A 17,459-nucleotide genomic window follows, 5' to 3' on the forward strand; every position below is an offset into this window, starting at 1 on the left:
TTGGGATTGCTTCCCTTCAGTCGCAATGACGGTTATTTGAACGGACATGATATAAGACTTACAGTGATTCGGTTTTGAGAACGCAGATATAATGAGAAGCTAAAGACGTAAGCTTATAAACGTCTTGAATCCCATTGACTTTTGTTGATTTCGGAAGTACATATACTTAGGAAAAAAGTTAGAAAGTCTGAAAACTGATAAAAACTGATGCCCTTGAGCGAATAGCATTCTTGCTTGCACAAAAATTAACTACTACTCAAGAATTTTGTGCTTACCGCCAAACTTTATAATGAAATGGAAGATATTTGCCTTTAGGAACTACCTCACCTCAGCAATTACGCGGAATTTCAACGAGCTAGTGCACCTGTAAGCCGAAACGATTGACAGTTAATACATAATACATATTAATTATTGGCTAAATGCCATTCGGGTAGAAGGGATCATTGGTATGGGCTTGAGCAACGCAAGTAAAATTTCACAGGTTATTGAAAAATACGAAGCGGATTTGTTAGCTGATTGGATTCAAACGCTCATGGCTAACAATACTCGCAGAGGTTTGCTCAAAGAGACAGAACTAAAACAGGAGTGTGGGGAATTCCTCAGTTTGTTCAAAAAGGCGGTACAGTTTGGCAACTTGACAAATGTACAATCGTCTGAATGGCGCTCTGTGCGAGAAATGCTAACCAGTATTTCTCGAAGTCGTTCGCAAAAGGGTTTTACACCATCGGAAACGGCTATATTTATTTTTTCGTTTAAACAACCTCTATTTACTTGTTTGCGTCAGGAACACATTGAAGATGCAAACGCCCTGGTTGAAGACACTTGGCTTGCCACCACTCTTATAGATCAGCTCGGACTGTTAACTATAGAAGGTTACCAAAAGACGCGTGAGGAAGTCATCGTCCGTCAGCAGGAAGAATTGTTGGAACTTTCAACTCCTGTTGTTAAGCTGTGGGACGGTATTTTAGCTCTGCCGATTATTGGAACTTTAGACAGTACACGCACTCAGGTGATGATGGAATCTCTATTGCAGAAGATAGTAGAGACAAGTTCAGAAGTTGCCATCATCGATATTACCGGAGTACCAACAGTGGATACACTTACAGCCCAGCACTTATTGAAGACAGTCACCGCAGCTCGGTTAATGGGTGCAGAGTGCATTATCAGTGGAATCCGTCCCCAGATTGCTCAAACGATTGTTTACTTGGGTGTGGATTTGGCAGATGTGGTGACAAAGGCAAGTATGGCAGATGCTTTGCTGCTGGCTCTAAAACGCATTGGGGTAACAATCAGCCGTCCCGAAACTCGGGCTTAGCCCAAACTCGGTAAATAAAAATTAAGAGATTTTATGGAACGCATTCCAATACTTAAAATGGGCGAATTTCTTGTGGTAACGATTCAAGTTGATATGCATGATCAGTTGGCGAAATCTTTGCAAGATGACTTAACAAATCGTATTACTGAAACTCAGGCTCGTGGCGTGCTGATTGATATTTCGTCCTTGGATATTGTGGATTCTTTTATCGGCAGAATCTTGGGGAACATTGCTAAAATGTCCCAAGTTCTTGATGCTCAAACCGTTGTTGTCGGAATGCAGCCAGCAGTTGCCATCACTTTAGTAGAACTGGGACTTTCCTTGACAGGTATTCGTACCGCCTTAAATGTTGAAAAGGGCATGGCACTTCTACGAGAATCGTTGAAGGCGACTGCTGGAGGAAACGCAGATGGATATGCACGGATGTGAAACCATGGGTATCCAATCCTCACAAGATATGGTTTTGGTTCGTCAGAAGGTGCGGCAGTTTGCTGTCAAACTGGGGTTTAGCTTGGTCGATCAGACAAAAATTGTCACAGCAGCCAGCGAGCTAGCCCGTAACACATTGGACTACGGAGGCGGTGGAACTGTTAGACTAGAAGCACTTGAATATGGGATGCGTAAGGGTCTGCAGCTTGTTTTTGAGGATTCGGGACCAGGAATACCAGATATTGACTTGGCACTCAAAGACGGTTACACCACAGGTAGTGGACTGGGTATGGGGCTGGGCGGTACAAAGCGACTGGTAAACGAATTTGATATTGTCTCCTGTGTTGGTGAGGGTACCCGCGTCACAATTAGAAAGTGGACATAACTAGATGATCACACACACCCTCGCCCTACCAATTGTGGAGCCAAGTCAGGCAGGTGAAGCGCGACGGAGTGCGATCGCCCTAGCAACTCATCTTGGTTTCAACCAAACTGAGCAGGGAAAAGTTGGTATTGTGGTGACCGAAATAGCAAATAACCTTGTGCACCATGCCAAAAACGGGTTACTCTTGGTACAAGCAATTGCAAAACACAACATTCATGGTCTAGAAATTCTGGCTTTGGACACTGGACCAGGGATGCGCAATATCAGCGAGTGTATGCGTGACGGGTTTTCGACAAGGGGAACTGCAGGAAATGGATTAGGAGCAATCAGCCGTCTTTCTAGTTTTTTTGACATTTCTTCGACGCCGGATATAGGGACAGCCATCCTTTGCCACCTCTGGGCTAGTCCCATACCCACAAATCTATCCTCAGATCATCTGGAGTTGGGAGTGGTTTGCCTGCCAAAACCAGGAGAAGAGGTTTGTGGCGATGCTTGGGCGTGCGAAATCAGTCAAGAGCGCATTTTAGTACTTGTTGCTGATGGATTAGGTCATGGCTCGCTAGCTGCTCAAGCATCAACAGAAGCTGTGAGAGTTTTTCAAGAAAATGTCCACCGCAGTCCTCAAGAAATTATAGCAGCAGCGCATCAGGCTTTACGGAGTACACGGGGAGCAGTAGTGGCGATCGCAGAAATCAACTTTGCACATCAATCCCTTCGTTTCGCCGGAGTAGGTAACATAGCTGGCTCTGTCTTTTGGTCTGGAGGAAAGTACAATCTAGTTTCCTACAATGGAACAGTTGGGTGTGAAGTCCACAAAATTAGGGAGTTTACACACCAATGGTATCCTGGTGGACTTTTGATTATGCATTCGGATGGTTTAGGAACCCAATGGCGATTAGAACGGTATCCAGGTCTGATCCATAAACATCCTAGTTTAATTGCTGGCGTTTTATACCGAGACTTTTTCCGACTTGGCGATGATGTGACTGTGCTGGTTGTCCGTGAGAATGCATTGCCATGAGTACAATTCTCCTCATCTTGGAAATTCGCTACGAGCAAGATGTCGTTTTAACTCGAAAAATGGCACGCGAGGTTGCTCAAGCTTTGGGATTTGATGCCCAAGATCAGGCACGTCTTGCCACAGCTGTCTCAGAAATCGCTCGAAATGCCTTTGTGTACGCAAAAGGTGCAATCGTTGAATTTTCGATAGATGACGAATCTCCCCAGAATTTATGGATCAGCATACAGGACAAAGGTTCAGGTATTGCTAACTTGAAAATGATTTTAGATGGGCAATTCACATCTAAAACTGGGATGGGATTAGGAATTATTGGTGCTCAACGGTTGATGGACACGTTTAAGATAGAGTCGATACCGAACCAGGGCACCCAAGTTTTCATGGGGAAGAGATTGCCCAAGCGCCTTGAGAAACTGACACCCCAACGCTTGCAACAGATTCAAAATGAGTTAGCAAATCGATCGCCCCAAAATCCGTTTGAGGAAATTCAACGCCAAAACCAAGAACTCCTCCGCGCAATGGAAGAAATACGCAAGCGTGAGGAGCAGTTAATTTTTCTTAACCGTGAACTAGAAGATACAAATCGCGGTGTTGTGGCTTTGTATGCTGAACTCGACGAAAAAGCCGATTTCCTACAACGAGCAAATGAACTCAAGACTCGATTTCTCTCCAATATGAGTCATGAGTTTCGCACGCCGTTAAACTCGATTATCTCTTTGTCTCGGATTTTGCTAGAGCGGATGGATGGTGATTTAACAACAGAGCAAGACAAACAAGTCCGGTTCGTTCAAAAAGCAGCAGAAAGTCTGTTGGATTTAGTTAACGATCTATTGGACTTAGCAAAGGTAGAAGCTGGAAAAACAGTCGTCCATCCCACCCAGTTTGAAGTCACCGATTTGTTCGCGACTTTGAGAGGAATGCTGCGTCCCTTGCTTGCTCATAACTCCTCCGTGGCACTGATTTTAGAAGAACCTGTTGGCATTCCAACACTTTACACTGATGAAGGTAAAGTTGCTCAAATTCTCAGAAATTTCATCTCCAATGGGCTAAAGTATACTGAACAAGGTGAAGTCCGGGTTGGAGCAATCATGACAGGTAACACGGTGACTTTTTCAGTAGCCGATACAGGTATCGGAATTGCACCGCCGGATCAAGAGCGAATTTTTGAGGAATTTATTCAAATAGATTCTACACTCGCAAAAAAACTCAAAGGAACAGGTTTGGGACTACCCCTCTCGCGCAAGCTAGCAGAATTGTTAGGAGGAAGCGTCTGGGTTAATAGTGAATTAAGCAAAGGCTCAACATTTTTTGCTTCTATCCCTCTGTTTTTTCCTGATTCTTCAGAAGCTTCCTCAATTTCACAACCTACTTGGCAAATCGATCCGAGTCGCCAGCCCATTTTAGTTGTGGAAGACAATCCTCAAACCATTTTTACCTACGAGAAGTATTTTTACTCTTCTAATTATCAGATGATTTCGGCACGAACACTATCCCTTGCAAAGCAGGCGCTCAAGGTGAATAAGCCCGTCGCCATCATCCTGGATATTTTGCTAGAAGGAGAAAACTCTTGGGCGTTTCTAGCTGAAACAAAGAGCAATGCAGCAACTCGAAACATACCAATTATTGTCAGCACTGTTGTTGATAACGAGAAACAGGCGATGGCGCGAGGAGCTGATGCCTTCTTAATTAAACCTGTAGATAGATTATTACTGGTGGACAAACTCAATACACTGGTCAAACAGGGCAAGCAACAAAAACTCTTACTCATTGACGACGACTCAACATCCCGGTACGTGTTAAAGCAACTTTTAGTTACAACTTCTCTGGAGATTATTGAAGCATCGGATGGACATGAGGGCATTCGTTTAGCTCAACTGGAAAATCCTGACTGTATTCTTTTAGATCTAACTATGCCTTCTTTAAGTGGTATGCAAGTTCTAGAACAGCTAAAAAGTCATCCTACAACTTGTACTATTCCCGTAATTGTCAATAGTTCAAAACAGCTGGAAGCCGAAGAAGAAAAGTATCTGGCTGAACGTACCGTGGTCATTCTTTCTAAACAGACTCCAACTGTTGAAGTCGCGATCACCCAACTACGAGAAGCCCTCACAAAAGCCGGGTTAACTTTAAATACCTAAAAAAAAACTATGTCCGAGCCGTTAGTTACTATCTTGCACATTGACGACAACGAAACCAATCGTTATGTTGTCGCTCGCGTGTTGCGAAACGCTGGCTTTGCAGTTGTAGAGGCGAACACGGGTGAGATGGGGCTAGAGGCGATCGCTGAAGCTAAACCCGACTTAGTCATTCTGGATGTCCAGCTTCCTGATGTGAGCGGCTTTGAAGTTTGTCATCAGATTAAATCTAACCCAGCGACTGCTAACCTTCCCGTACTTCATCTGTCTGCCCATTTTGTTGAAAGCCGCGATAAAGCTCAAGGATTAAATAGTGGTGCAGATGCTTATCTGGCACAACCCGTTGAGCCGATTGAATTAATTGCCACGGTGAGAGCGTTACTGAGGATTCGGCGGGCTGAGGAACTAGCTTTAGATCGAGTGCAGGAGTGGCAAACAACTTTCGACTCTATTCGTGATGGCGTTGGCTTACTAGATAGCACTGGTCGATTCGTGCGCTGTAATAAAGCCATGAAGGAATTTTTGGGCAAACCGTTCAGTGAAATTATCGGCTCTCAGCATCAGGAACTCATGCTGGATGCACTATCTGGCTGTAATGTCAATCCCTTCCTTCGTGTTCAAGAAACTCTACATCGTCAAAGCTTGGTTATTCACACTGGGGGACAGTGGATTACTGTTACAGTAGATCCTGTGCAAGATAAGCAGAAATCTTTCGTTGGTGCTGTATACATTTTAGCTGATATCACCAGCCGTAAGCAAGCAGAAATCGCTTTGCGAGCAAGCGAAGAGCGCAGCCGTCTGCTGTTGGAAAACGTCAAGGACTACGCAATTTTATTCATTGACACACAGTGGCGGATTACTGGGTGGGGTTTAGGAGCAGAGAATATTTTAGGCTATCAGGAATCAGAAATATTGGGAAAACCTGCGTCGTGCATTTTTACACCAGAAGATCTACAGCAAGGCGTAGACAAACAAGAACTGGCAAAAGCCGTGAGTGAAGGACGGGCTGAGGATGAGCGCTGGCATATTAGGAAAGATGGCAGCCGTTTTTGGGCAAGTGGCATTCTCACACCCTTACGAGATGAGACTGGTAAGCTACGAGGTTTCTGCAAAATCTTACGTGATTTTACAGGGCTTGAAGACGAACAAACTCAATTACTTGAGCGCGAGCAAGAAGCGCGGAGTGCAGCCGAAGCCGCCAATCGTATGAAGGATGAATTTTTAGCAACTGTTTCCCACGAACTCCGCTCTCCTCTAAATGCCATGCTGGGGTGGATTAAATTACTGAATACTCGCAGCTTTGACGCAGCCACAACCACACGGGCAATGGAGACAATAGAGCGCAGTGCTAAGTCACAAGCCCAGCTGGTAGAAGATTTGCTAGATGTTTCCCGTATTATTCAGGGTAAGCTGCGGTTGAATGTTTCTCCGATTGAACTAGTTGAGGTGATTGAGGCGGCGCTGGAAACAGTTCGTCCAGCTGCTGACGCCAAGGAAATTCAACTACAATCGGTGCTTGATCCAACAGCCGGTTTAGTTGCGGGTGATTCTGACCGTTTGCAGCAAGTTGTTTGGAATTTACTGTCTAACGCAATTAAGTTTACTCCTAATGGAGGACGAGTTCAAGTCCGATTAGAATCTGTAAACTCTTATGTCGAAATTTCCGTGACAGATACAGGGCGGGGCATCAGTCCTGATTTTGTGCCTTATGTGTTCGAGCGTTTTCGACAGGCTGATAGTTCCACAACCCGCATCTACAGCGGATTAGGACTAGGATTAGCAATTGTGCGTCACCTGGTAGAGTTACATGGTGGAACTGTTCATGCAGAAAGTCAAGGTGAAGGACAAGGAGCAACCTTTAGAGTTCAGTTACCACTTGTTAAACAAAGCAGGGGAGTAAAAGACTCCTTAAGCGAGGAAGAAAATATGTTTTCTTCAGTACTGAGTAATTCTACACCTGTGCCCATACTTGATGGAGTACGAATACTGATAGTTGACGATGAACCTGACACGCGGGATTTTCTCGTCGCCGCAGTAGAAATGTCCGGGGCGCAAGTGATTGCAGCTTCATCAGTTATTGAAGCAATTCAAGTCATCTTGCAACAGAAATTGGATATTTTAGTCAGTGACATTGGTATGCCAGGAGAAGATGGCTACAGCTTAATACGTAAGGTTCGCATGCTGTCTAAAAAGGAAGGTGGGGAGATTCCAGCAGTGGCATTAACAGCTTATGCCAGAGTAGAAGACAAGACGCGATCGCTCTTAGAAGGATTCCAAATGCATTTGTCTAAGCCTATAGATCCAGATGAGTTAACAACTGTTATTGCGAGCCTAGTTAAAAAAATATCTGACTAAGATTATATATATTACAGGAGTTAGGAACTCTCAAATCAAATGCCCTACAAACTATTTCTTATTAAAACATTTATTTATTCGTGGCAAAAATCGTTACGTCCCACTATGGGACGTATTGTTGCTAGAGTCGTGGTAACGATTTGTCTAACTGTCGGGATGTTGGGCATCTTGGGAAGCAATGCTCCTATGAGTCATGCTCAAGCTGCTTTTCCAACTTCTGTAGTCAATACTCAAAGCACTACCAACCACATCCAGAATCTACATGCAACTGTGTATCGCAGTCCTGAGTGTACTTGTTGTGGTGGGTGGATTGACCACTTAAAGGGAAATGGTTTTAAAATCAAAGACTTTCGCACACCTGATATTGAGGCTGTCAAACAAAAGTACAATGTGCCAGATAACTTGACATCTTGCCACACAGCAATTATTGATGGATATGTTATTGAAGGACACGTACCAGCACAAGACATCAAACGACTGTTGCAAGAAAAGCCAAATGTGCTCGGCTTATCTGTGCCCCAAATGCCCGTAGGCACTCCTGGGATGGAAATGGGGAATCAAAAAGATCCATTTAGTGTGCTTGCTTTTGATAACAACAGCAGAGTTGCGGTATTTAACCAGTATTGAAACACACGTACAAGAGCCAGCATTTAACGAGAAACATACGTAATACCAATTTGAAAAAAGAATGCGACAGATACACCGGAACATCCCAAATGTGCAAAAAGCCCGCAGGCTATAAGCCTGGGGCTAAAGAAACAAAGCCCACCTGCGTGGGCTAAATCTTCTATAGCCCTCTTTCTCAATATCACGACATATAAAATCGCTCAATGTGCGGCGTCGAAGTCTCAACTCACGTTTACATCTGCCCGTACACCAGCTAAGACAAAGTTGAGCGATTCTTGAGCATGTTCCTGTAGCATGGCTTTACTGAGCATTCGCGAACCTGCCCAGAGATGCTTCACATTTTCATGAACTGCCAAGTAGAACACACAAGTTCCCACAATATTGACTGCTGTGTGTCTCGGTTCTAAAGGACGAAAAACACCTTGTGCAATTCCTTGCTCCAAAATTGCAATCAGCTTTCCATAAAGTTGTTCTATCCACTGCTTTGGGTAATACTTTCCTCGGTTCTGAATCGCTTCCAGAAATAAAATCGAAGCAATGTTAGGGTTTTTTGACGTCTGTTGCAGAAACAACTGAGTCAAACTCTCCAATGCAGCCTGCGGTGGTAATTGTTCTAAATTCAATTGCACAATTTCGTCAATAGGCTTGATAAACGCTCGGTTCAGAACTTCCTGGTACAACGCTTCTTTATTTTCAAAATAGTAATAAATCATGGTTTTTGTTACACCTGTCTGAGCTGCTATTGTCTCGGTGCGAGCGGCGTTTAATCCGGCGATCGCAAACTCCTGTTCCGCCGCATCCAAAATTTGCGCCTTTGTTGCTTCTGCATCGCGTACCGACAATGAACGTTTACGTTTTGCTTGTTGAGAGCTAGCCATATCCACGAGCTAATGACTTACTAGTAAGTAAGTTTAACTCATTCAAACTCATATAGCACAATGTGTTGCGAATATTTAACATTGTACAGGCTTGACACAAAGCAGTTTTTAATTTTATATTACTTACTAGTAAGTAAGTTAGAAAAGATTATGAATACGCTTTCTTAGAAAGAAACTGACTTGGCAACAACAAAGTTAATGACGAACCGAGTAGCTTTGGTAACGGGTGCTAGCCGAGGCATTGGTGCGGAAATCGCGAAATTGTTGGCGTTGCATGGTGCGGCGGTTGGCGTGAACTATTACAGCAATGAAGCGGCGGCGAAATCAGTGGTGGATGCGATTGTCAGCGAGGGAGGTAAGGCAGTAGCAGTCAAAGCCGATGTAAAAGACAACCGCCAAGCCCAAGCAATGGTGCAACAGGTGGTAGAAGCGTTTGGATCAATCGACACGCTTGTCTTGAATGCCGCTGGCTCGTTTAAAGTCGCTCCATTTATCGAGTATGAGTGGGAGGACTTTGAGGCAAAACTGTTAGGTGAAGTCAAAGCTGCATTTCATCCAGCAAAAGCAGTCGTTCCAGGAATGATTGAACAAAAACGGGGCTGTATTATTGTGATGAGTTCCGAATATTCTCGTTTTCCAGGTCAAGGATTTTCCGCTCATAGCACGGCGAAGTCGGCATTAGATGCGTTTGTTAAAAGTTTAGCGTTCGAGTTAGGACCACATGGCATTCGAGTGAATGCTGTCTCTCCAGGTTTGACTGTAACAGATGCTTCTGCATTTGTGCCTCAGGAACGTAGAGATGCGATCGCCCAAATGACGCCCTTAAGAAGAATCGGTGTGCCTGAAGATATCGCGGGTGCTGTACTTCTGTTGGCATCCGAACAGGCAAGATTTATTACGGGAGCATATCTGCCTGTAAACGGTGGCATTTTTATGCCTTAATTAAGACAATTCTGCAATTCTGCTAAAGACAATGAACAGCTCTAAATTCACTGAACATCACGTCACAGCAGTCATTACCCATTTAGTCAAACCGGGTCGAGAACAGGGATATGAAGAATGGATGCGAGGAATTATTCCTGTCGCTAAAACATTTGATGGACATTTAGGAGTCAACATCCTACGACCCGAGAAGAACCTGCATCCAGAGTACATCATTGTTCTTCACTTTGACCATGACAAGAATTTACAAGCATGGCTAAATTCAGATGTGCGTCGGGAGTGGATTGAACGAGCCAAGCCCCTGATTCAAACACGTGAGGATGTACAAGTTCTCACAGGTTTAGAAAACTGGTTTGTCTTACCGAGAAAAGCGCCAAAGCTTCCTCCTAAGCGTTACAAGATGGCGTTACTCTCCTGGATAGCGGTGTTTGTGACACTATCCACTGTCAGATATCTTCTAAGTCCTGTGGTTGCCTATCTCCCTGCATTACTGGCGCAACTCATCACTATTGGGATTGTCGTGTGCCTCCTGACTTACGTTGTCATGCCTCAGATAACCCGATTGTTCTACAAATGGCTGTATCCAAATTCTTAAATGCAATATGCTGCTTTGTGTTGGCGCAAGCTTTGGGAGGACTTACAGCTACGCCGTCCTGGTGGGCAACAGGAAATGCCCGTACTGCAGCAATATTCTAAGTGGTTCGCCATACATGAAAACACGCCTACAACTTTTTCTTAAAAAAATGCCTGGTTGAAGTTTATCAACCAGGCTTAATATCATGTCATACAATTAGCTCTCTACTCTAGACAGAGAAAAGCTCTATGCTGTAGGTTGTTCCAAATTAACCTTGACGACTTTATTTTTTTCTTGCTCGGTTTTAGGCAGAGTCAAATTCAAAATCCCGTCTTTGTATTCAGCTTTCACATTGGTGTTTTGAATCCGAGTTCTTAGAGGAATGACTCGTTGGAACTTACCGTAGTAAAATTCACTTCTTGTTCTGCCATTCTCGTCAGTTTTGGTTTCTGACTTACGCTCAGCAACCACCTTAACTGCATTCTCGGTGACTGAGATATCTACATCTTTAGCATCAACACCAGGGAGTTCCAGCTTCAGGTGTACGGCGTCTTCGGTTTCATGCAGTTCGGCTGCTGGAGCTTTGGTAAAGGTTGGTGCTTGGAAATCTTCAAAAAGGGTGTCGATTTGACGTTGCAGTGTGTTCAATTTAAGCCTTGGATTGTAACGTACTAATACCATAATTCCTCTTGTGATTCGTAATGATTTCTTTATTGACTTCAGGATTTATCAAGCAGCTTTGATTCTTATAGTAATGTTGATTGTCAGTCATCAAAATACGGTTAATAGCACCGAAATAATTGATGATTACCGCACATTATTTCTGGCACAATCCAAGGTAGGAAAAACTTGTCTTGATTGGTACGGTAAACCCAACAATTAGGAAATATAAGCTAATAGAGAAATCACCACAAAAAGCTGACAAAGAAGGTAGTCAAATCTAAAAAGGACGCGAATGTAAAACCAATCACCGTCAACCGATAATCTGCATGTAGCAGAAGAGCCAGATAGCATTGTGAATCTTCTGCCTCTCTTTAGAGGGCAGAGTGTCGAGTAACGGAGCAACAAACCTGCCACAAGATGGAAGCCGAGAAGCTCTCTCGTCCATTAGGATAATAAACTAACATTTTACTCATTAACCATAAGCTACACCCTATGAATCGTTCCGCGTGCCTTATCTTTAATCCAGTTGCAGGTCAAGGAGACTCAGATCAAGATTTGGCAAGTATTAAGGCAATTTTAGAGCCGGAAATTGACCTCGATATTCAAATGACAACCAAAGAAATTGGCGCAGAAGAACTAGCGCGTGCAGCGGTTAAGCGAGGTGTAGATACGATTATTGCCTCAGGAGGAGATGGAACTCTCTCTGCAGCCGCAGGCGCTGTCGTGGGTAGCAATATTCCGTTTGGCATTATTTCACGCGGAACAGCAAACGCTTTTGCCACAGCATTGGGAATTCCTGACACGATTGAGGGTGCCTGTAAAGTCATTTTGGGGGGAATCACTCGGACTGTAGATGCAGCCGATTGTAACGGTAGTCCGATGCTACTGCTCGCAGGTATTGGCTTTGAAGCAGAAACTGTAGACAAAGCAGACCGAGAAGCAAAAGATCGGCTTGGAGTTCTGGCATATGTTCTTGCAGGACTTCAAGAACTGCGGAATTTAGAAAACTTTGATGTGGAAATTGAGACAGAAGAAAAAGTAATCAAAACTTCTGCAGCTTCAGTTACAGTGGCAAATGTAGCTCCTCCCACTTCAATCTTGGCTCAGGGGCCAGCAGGAATCATCGCAGATGATGGTTTACTGGATGTAACAATAGTGGCTCCGGTGAATAAAGCGGCGGCGATCGCCGCAGCCTTTCATCTATTTCAATCTGCTTCTGTGGGGAATGGAGCCGAGCGAAATGACATTGGTTATTTGCGAGCAAAACAATTCAAAATCACAACTGACCCTGTGCAGAAAATTGTTGTCGATGGAGAGCTTGTAGGAACAACTCCCGTAGAAATTCGCTGCATTCCGGCAGGTTTGAAAGTATTTGTACCCTCAATCGAAGAACAAGAACCTGTAGAGAAACTGGAGGGACTACCAAATTTGATAATTGAGGAGAAACAACCTTCTTCTGATTAAAATCAGAAATGTATTTAGGAGAAAGTTGCGTTGAAACTCGTATCCGATCCGGCAATTGCCGACAAAATTCGCAAGATGAACCAGCGGGTGCGATGGCAAGACCCTGCAATTATGGAAAGGGGAATTGACCAAACTCAGCTGGTACTGGATGATAAAAAATCTGAGGAGCCAGAGTTCTCGTTTTTGGTTGTAGGTGATAGCGGTTCCGGGGCACACCCAGGACATAATCCTCAGCGACAAGTTGCCAAACTCATGCAACCCCATCAGAAAGAATGCAGTTTTATGCTGCATACAGGTGATGTTGTCTATCTGGTGGGGTCAAGCGAGTATTACCAGAAAAACTTTATCAAACCTTACCGAGAGTTTCTTCTGGGGGGAGAGGACTACCGGCGCATTGCTTATGACCAGATGATTTTCAAACAACCAATCCTGCCCGTACCAGGAAATCACGATTACTACGACTTGCCACTTATCTATGGCTTGGCATCCTTGGCAGCAATGCCAGTACGTCACTTATTCCCATCAAAGCTAAACTTTGATGTTGGCGCTCATGGTTCATGGAAAGGTGACGCCTATGCCAAGGCGTTTCTGGATTACCTCAAAGCATTTATGCTTCCAGGGGATTTAGCTCGTCACCTAGACGAACATTACACCGCCAAAACAGATACAGGGCGTTGTTTGCGCTACCAGCCAGGGCAGTTTACCCGCCTTCCCAATCGCTACTATAGCTTCCGCTACGGTGGAATTGACTTCTTTGCACTGGATTCCAATACATTTAATGCTCCCCTTCCCCTACCCGCAACTCAAGAAGGAGATGCTTCTCGGCAGGAATTGTCCAAGCGCCGTGATGAACTAGAACGGCAAAAAATGCAATTTATGGAGGAATCAGCAAAACTGAATCCGGATAACCACAGCGAAGCTGAAAAACTAGATGATAGTCAGCATCAAGTATCACAAATTGAGGAAATGATTGTTGATATTGATAAGCAATTAGGCTCTGACGAAAAAACGGTCACCGATATCGACCAGCTCGAATGGCTGAAGCACAGACTGATTAAATCTTGGAATACCGCAGATGTGCGGGGACGAATCATTTATTTTCATCATCCTCCCTACGTTAGTGAAACAACAAAATGGAATCAGTCACAGACTTTGGCAGTGCGCGATCGCCTGCGTACTGTACTAAATGCCGTTGCTGAAGTTGTAGGTTCCAACACAGGCGATCGTCCGTTAGTCGATTTAGTCTTAAACGGTCATGCTCACTGCTTGGAACATCTTGAAACCGTGGACACGGGAAGTGCTGATTCTCGCATTCATTGGATTGTCTGCGGTGGAAGTGGCTATAGCCTGCGACGCCAGCGCACTGAGGGACCAGATTTGATGGAAAACCAAAAGTTAGTGGCGCATTCTCGCCTGTTTGTTGGTCGTAATGGTACTGGCTCTCTAAAGCGAAGACCTTACTCATGTCTGCGTATTGATGTTAAAGAAGGTTCCACACCCAAGTTTATTGTCCGTCCCTTGGTTGCTGAATGGTATCAGCGAGAGTGGCACAATTACGAAATGGAGTCATTTCAGATTTGACTTGGGTGTAAAACCTACCTGAATGCTACTCCCTTGCCTCAGGAGGATTACTTAGAAATGAACCGCAGAGGACGCAGAGGACGCAGAGGAAATACAGGAGCGAAGGGAGTGGTTTATCTTTTAGCGACGAGGATGCTCAATGTCAGCAAAACCGCGCAATCGTCTTCCTTGAGAATCACCAGTAAAAACATCTGCCCTGCGGACTTCATCAGAGAACTTCAAGCCGGTTCTGGTTTCCAGGTTAGCAATGGACACCTGGAAGTTATTGAATTGACCAACAGGCAGAAGTTCAAAGGGAATATTCTGAACGAATTTCTCCTGACTGACAACGTAGGCGCTAGAAGAAAGCTTGCGCTGTTTGTCTACTACTACAACAACCTTCCAGAAAAATTTAGGAACTTGAACTCCTCGATGAACAATATCACTTTGTTGGAAAACTGGACCAGTGAAAACAGTTGCTAGGAGATCATCTTGATCGGTGTTAGTGAGGATGAAGTTTTCTAGCCCCTGCCACAGCTGCTGTGATTGGTTGAACTGAAAGTACTGAGGCGAGCAATTTGTGAAGTGAAATGTGTCGCTGTTGGCTATTTTTGCCTCGCTTTGTTCTCCCCAAATTGGGTCTTGTCTGCGGACAAGATGACCCCGGTCAAAAAAGTTTCCAGGTTCATTGCTGTAAAAATCATTTCCGACTTGCATCTCTGAGGAGATACGGGGGTCAAAGAACCATTCGTCATCTCTCCGGTTCAGTCCAACCCACTGTTTGCCATCAATATTCACAGCAGTGTAGAAGGCTAAGCGACGGGTTTCACACATGACAATTGAGAAGTGCGTATAGCGGAGGATGTTGTCCTGTGTTCCTTTTACCTGTGCGACTGGACCAAAGGCAAGGGCTGCTGGTGTCAATTCTGGTAGTGGAATCGTGACGCCCAAAAAATCAGGGTTATAACCTTTGCGACCTTCATAGTGACTCAGTGGGCGAACATTTCTGGCAGAAGTTTTAGTACCGGATCTAAGGAAACTTATACTCTGGGGTTGGATGAGAGTTTCTGCAACTGGCGCAGGAGTAGTGATTGTCGAGGTGACCACGCTTTCGCGGGGAGTCGTACCCGGAAATATGCGGATACTTTTGGCGTCTTCAAGGAAAGCTTGAACCAACTGGGAGGCGGAACCCTCCTGTTGAGTTTGGATTTTGTTTACTTGATCCAGAATTTTGCTTGTCCGAACACCTTCATTGGCAATCCATTTTATTTGATTTTCACTCAGATTTTTTGCTTCTTCCTTCGCTACCCACTCGCCGTTGCTCAGTTGAATTTCTTCAACCCCTTCATGGGTGCGAGTTTCTACTACACTCCTGTGATGAATCGCAACCACCTGCCAATTATCATTGAGAGCTGGGGAACCGGAAGACCCAGGAGCCGTGTCGCTAGCATACCAGAGAAAATTGTCTTTAAGGGCATCTTGGTTATCACCAATCTTAAGGACTTTGTTTTCCCGAATAGCAATTTGCTTGGGTTGACCACCTGGGTGTTGGATGACGGTGACGAATTCTAATGGTTCTACCTTGTGAAGCGTAGGATCGAGACGCAAAAACCCGTAATCTGCCAGTTGAGCTTCTCCATCATCCGAGGTTTCAGCAACGGCGACGAGGGTAAAATCAAGCTCAGGATCGGTGATGAATCCTTCCTGAGGAGTCAGATTAAAAGCTTTCCATTGATTAATTTTACCGCTAATGTCCATCTCGTAGCCAAACTGGGCTGATGCTCGCATTGCTGCATCAACAGATTCAATCACATGATGATTTGTAATCAGCAGGCGGGGAGATACCAGAAAGCCAGTTCCCCAGCTTCCATTTGAGCCAAACGAGTCTGCGATCCAAATCCGGCAAACTGCACGGGCAGCTAGCGTCCCCTTTTGGAGGAAGTTAACGGGCAGGAGGTCATTACGCCCAAGAATACGCTCTAAATCAAAGGAGGAAACTCCAGAACCACTCGCCGCGATGTTCTCGATTCGCTTGGATAAAATTGTTACAGGGTCTGCTCTGTGATCGCGCTGCTCTATGTTGGACAACAAAGTTTCCTGGCTAGTGGAAACCTCCTGATTACGCAAGTGTTTTAGCTTGTCGAGAAAGTCGAGAGCGTAGGTTACTGTCTTAACAGACATAAATTTTTAAGACTCCATAAAGCTGACTTGTTTATAACCTCTGAATAAAGATTTGAAATCAATTTCAGATTGATTTTCTCTACAATTTTAGATATGGGATTTACGCACGAGTTACGAAAGAACAAGACTGTAAGATTGCTTCCTTAGGTCGCAATTAGGTTGATTTTCCTTTGCCTATAAAAAGTTTACGTGTTACTACTGAATAATAGTCATCCTTTCAGGGCTTACGCAAAAATTACCAAAAAGCTTAATGTATCCTTAGCTACAGGATGGTTCCCCAACCTAGGCGACTGGCGTCGCCAAGAAGGGTAAGAATTGGTAGAGTATGCGTAAGTCCGATCTTTCTCATTATCACTAAACCGCAAATTGTCTTCGGAATTCCCCTAGAGTTTATTGAAGACATTAAGAACTATACTGAACAGACTGGGGCATCTACGAAAACTGATTAATATCGAAAGCTGTTTAACAATTTATCGTATGTCGCAAGAAATCCTAACCCCAGAAAAAATTTGGATTATTGTCGAAGAAACATCTCAAACAGAAACTACGACTGGTTCTAGAAGCAGTCGTGATATAGGAGGAAGACTTGGAGAAACTAGGGAAGTCGAAGTCACGGAAGAAGTTGTGACTACTAAACGCACAGCGGTTGAGGTGACTAAACTCAAGGAAGAAATGAAGGGGTTTCTGCAAGCAATGAGAGAAATGCTTGATGAACAGGAAGAACCCAGTTCCAAAATGCAGCTGGATGAGGTTCAGTTATCGGTGGAAATCAGTGGTGAAGGAAAAATCAGCTTGTTGGGGATTGGTGGAGGTAAAGCAGGAGGCAAAGGAGCGATGACTTTTAAGTTTAAGCGGAAATAATCGGGATTGGAATATGGCTAGTACAGCACGGCGTAAATAAACCAAGTATTAGACAGCTAACACTTTACCCTT

17 protein-coding genes are annotated in these 17,459 nt (G+C 44.4%); 14 read left to right on the top strand and 3 right to left on the bottom strand.

The genetic code is table 11. The features are described from left to right. Window positions 1-448: 448 nt before the first annotated feature. From AC5590_RS01595 to AC5590_RS01625, 7 genes are read left to right on the top strand one after another with little or no spacing between them, the layout of a single operon-like run. On the top strand, window positions 449-1,315 hold the full coding sequence (locus AC5590_RS01595) for an STAS domain-containing protein (protein WP_169268046.1): 867 nt from the start codon (window positions 449-451) through the stop codon (window positions 1,313-1,315). 33 nt (window positions 1,316-1,348) lie between these two features. Further along, window positions 1,349-1,744 (top strand): STAS domain-containing protein, encoded by a 396-nt coding sequence (locus tag AC5590_RS01600; RefSeq protein ID WP_169268047.1) that lies wholly within the window; start codon window positions 1,349-1,351, stop codon window positions 1,742-1,744. A 4-nt stretch (window positions 1,745-1,748) separates the two neighbouring features. Beyond that, entirely contained in the window at window positions 1,749-2,129 is a 381-nt protein-coding gene (locus AC5590_RS01605; protein WP_246163000.1) for an anti-sigma regulatory factor, read from the top strand. Window positions 2,130-2,133: 4 nt separating this feature from the next. After that, a complete protein-coding gene (locus AC5590_RS01610) occupies window positions 2,134-3,150 on the top strand; it encodes an ATP-binding SpoIIE family protein phosphatase (RefSeq protein ID WP_211178704.1) in 1,017 nt (338 codons plus the stop codon). Further along, window positions 3,147-5,285, top strand: coding sequence for an ATP-binding protein (locus tag AC5590_RS01615; protein ID WP_169268048.1), 2,139 nt, complete (start codon window positions 3,147-3,149; stop codon window positions 5,283-5,285). Before AC5590_RS01610 ends, AC5590_RS01615 begins: the two co-directional genes overlap by 4 nt. 9 nt (window positions 5,286-5,294) lie before the next feature. Further along, window positions 5,295-7,637, top strand: coding sequence for a hybrid sensor histidine kinase/response regulator (locus AC5590_RS01620; RefSeq protein ID WP_169268049.1), 2,343 nt, complete (start codon window positions 5,295-5,297; stop codon window positions 7,635-7,637). A gap of 39 nt (window positions 7,638-7,676) precedes the next feature. After that, window positions 7,677-8,264, top strand: a complete 588-nt coding sequence (locus tag AC5590_RS01625) for a DUF411 domain-containing protein (protein WP_248277388.1) — start codon at window positions 7,677-7,679, stop codon at window positions 8,262-8,264. 221 nt (window positions 8,265-8,485) lie between these two features. Here the strand turns inward: AC5590_RS01625 and AC5590_RS01630 are convergent, their stop codons facing one another. Further along, a complete protein-coding gene (locus AC5590_RS01630) occupies window positions 8,486-9,142 on the bottom strand; it encodes a TetR/AcrR family transcriptional regulator (protein WP_169268050.1) in 657 nt (218 codons plus the stop codon). A 198-nt stretch (window positions 9,143-9,340) separates the two neighbouring features. Between AC5590_RS01630 and AC5590_RS01635 the strand changes: the two genes are divergently transcribed. The 3 genes from AC5590_RS01635 to AC5590_RS01645 are packed head-to-tail and all read left to right on the top strand — an operon-like array spanning window position 9,341 to window position 10,823. After that, window positions 9,341-10,084 (top strand): SDR family NAD(P)-dependent oxidoreductase, encoded by a 744-nt coding sequence (locus tag AC5590_RS01635; protein WP_169268051.1) that lies wholly within the window; start codon window positions 9,341-9,343, stop codon window positions 10,082-10,084. 31 nt (window positions 10,085-10,115) lie between these two features. Further along, window positions 10,116-10,679 carry an antibiotic biosynthesis monooxygenase gene (locus tag AC5590_RS01640; RefSeq protein ID WP_169268052.1) on the top strand — a complete coding sequence of 188 codons (564 nt, stop codon included), beginning with the start codon at window positions 10,116-10,118 and terminating at the stop codon, window positions 10,677-10,679. Continuing rightward, window positions 10,680-10,823, top strand: a complete 144-nt coding sequence (locus AC5590_RS01645) for a hypothetical protein (protein WP_169268053.1) — start codon at window positions 10,680-10,682, stop codon at window positions 10,821-10,823. An 81-nt stretch (window positions 10,824-10,904) separates the two neighbouring features. Here the strand turns inward: AC5590_RS01645 and AC5590_RS01650 are convergent, their stop codons facing one another. Beyond that, entirely contained in the window at window positions 10,905-11,339 is a 435-nt protein-coding gene (locus AC5590_RS01650) for an Hsp20/alpha crystallin family protein (protein WP_169268054.1), read from the bottom strand. Window positions 11,340-11,349: 10 nt separating this feature from the next. On the opposite strand from AC5590_RS01650, the gene AC5590_RS01655 reads away from it, so the two are divergent. From AC5590_RS01655 to AC5590_RS01665, 3 genes are all read left to right on the top strand, one after another. After that, entirely contained in the window at window positions 11,350-11,541 is a 192-nt protein-coding gene (locus AC5590_RS01655; protein WP_169268055.1) for a hypothetical protein, read from the top strand. A gap of 272 nt (window positions 11,542-11,813) precedes the next feature. Further along, window positions 11,814-12,785: a YegS/Rv2252/BmrU family lipid kinase gene (locus AC5590_RS01660; RefSeq protein ID WP_169268056.1), complete on the top strand. Its 972-nt coding sequence runs from the start codon at window positions 11,814-11,816 to the stop codon at window positions 12,783-12,785. A gap of 30 nt (window positions 12,786-12,815) precedes the next feature. Next, window positions 12,816-14,366 carry a metallophosphoesterase family protein gene (locus AC5590_RS01665; RefSeq protein ID WP_169268057.1) on the top strand — a complete coding sequence of 517 codons (1,551 nt, stop codon included), beginning with the start codon at window positions 12,816-12,818 and terminating at the stop codon, window positions 14,364-14,366. A 120-nt stretch (window positions 14,367-14,486) separates the two neighbouring features. On the opposite strand, the gene AC5590_RS01670 is transcribed toward AC5590_RS01665, so the two are convergent. Then, window positions 14,487-16,526, bottom strand: a complete 2,040-nt coding sequence (locus tag AC5590_RS01670; RefSeq protein ID WP_169268058.1) for a DNA/RNA non-specific endonuclease — start codon at window positions 16,524-16,526, stop codon at window positions 14,487-14,489. A gap of 477 nt (window positions 16,527-17,003) precedes the next feature. On the opposite strand from AC5590_RS01670, the gene AC5590_RS01675 reads away from it, so the two are divergent. Next, on the top strand, window positions 17,004-17,387 hold the full coding sequence (locus AC5590_RS01675; protein ID WP_169268059.1) for a Pepco domain-containing protein: 384 nt from the start codon (window positions 17,004-17,006) through the stop codon (window positions 17,385-17,387). Window positions 17,388-17,459: the final 72 nt, after the last annotated feature.

Origin of the sequence: Brasilonema octagenarum UFV-OR1 (assembly GCF_963888615.1) — a bacterium.
Lineage (GTDB): Bacteria > Cyanobacteriota > Cyanobacteriia > Cyanobacteriales > Nostocaceae > Brasilonema > Brasilonema sennae.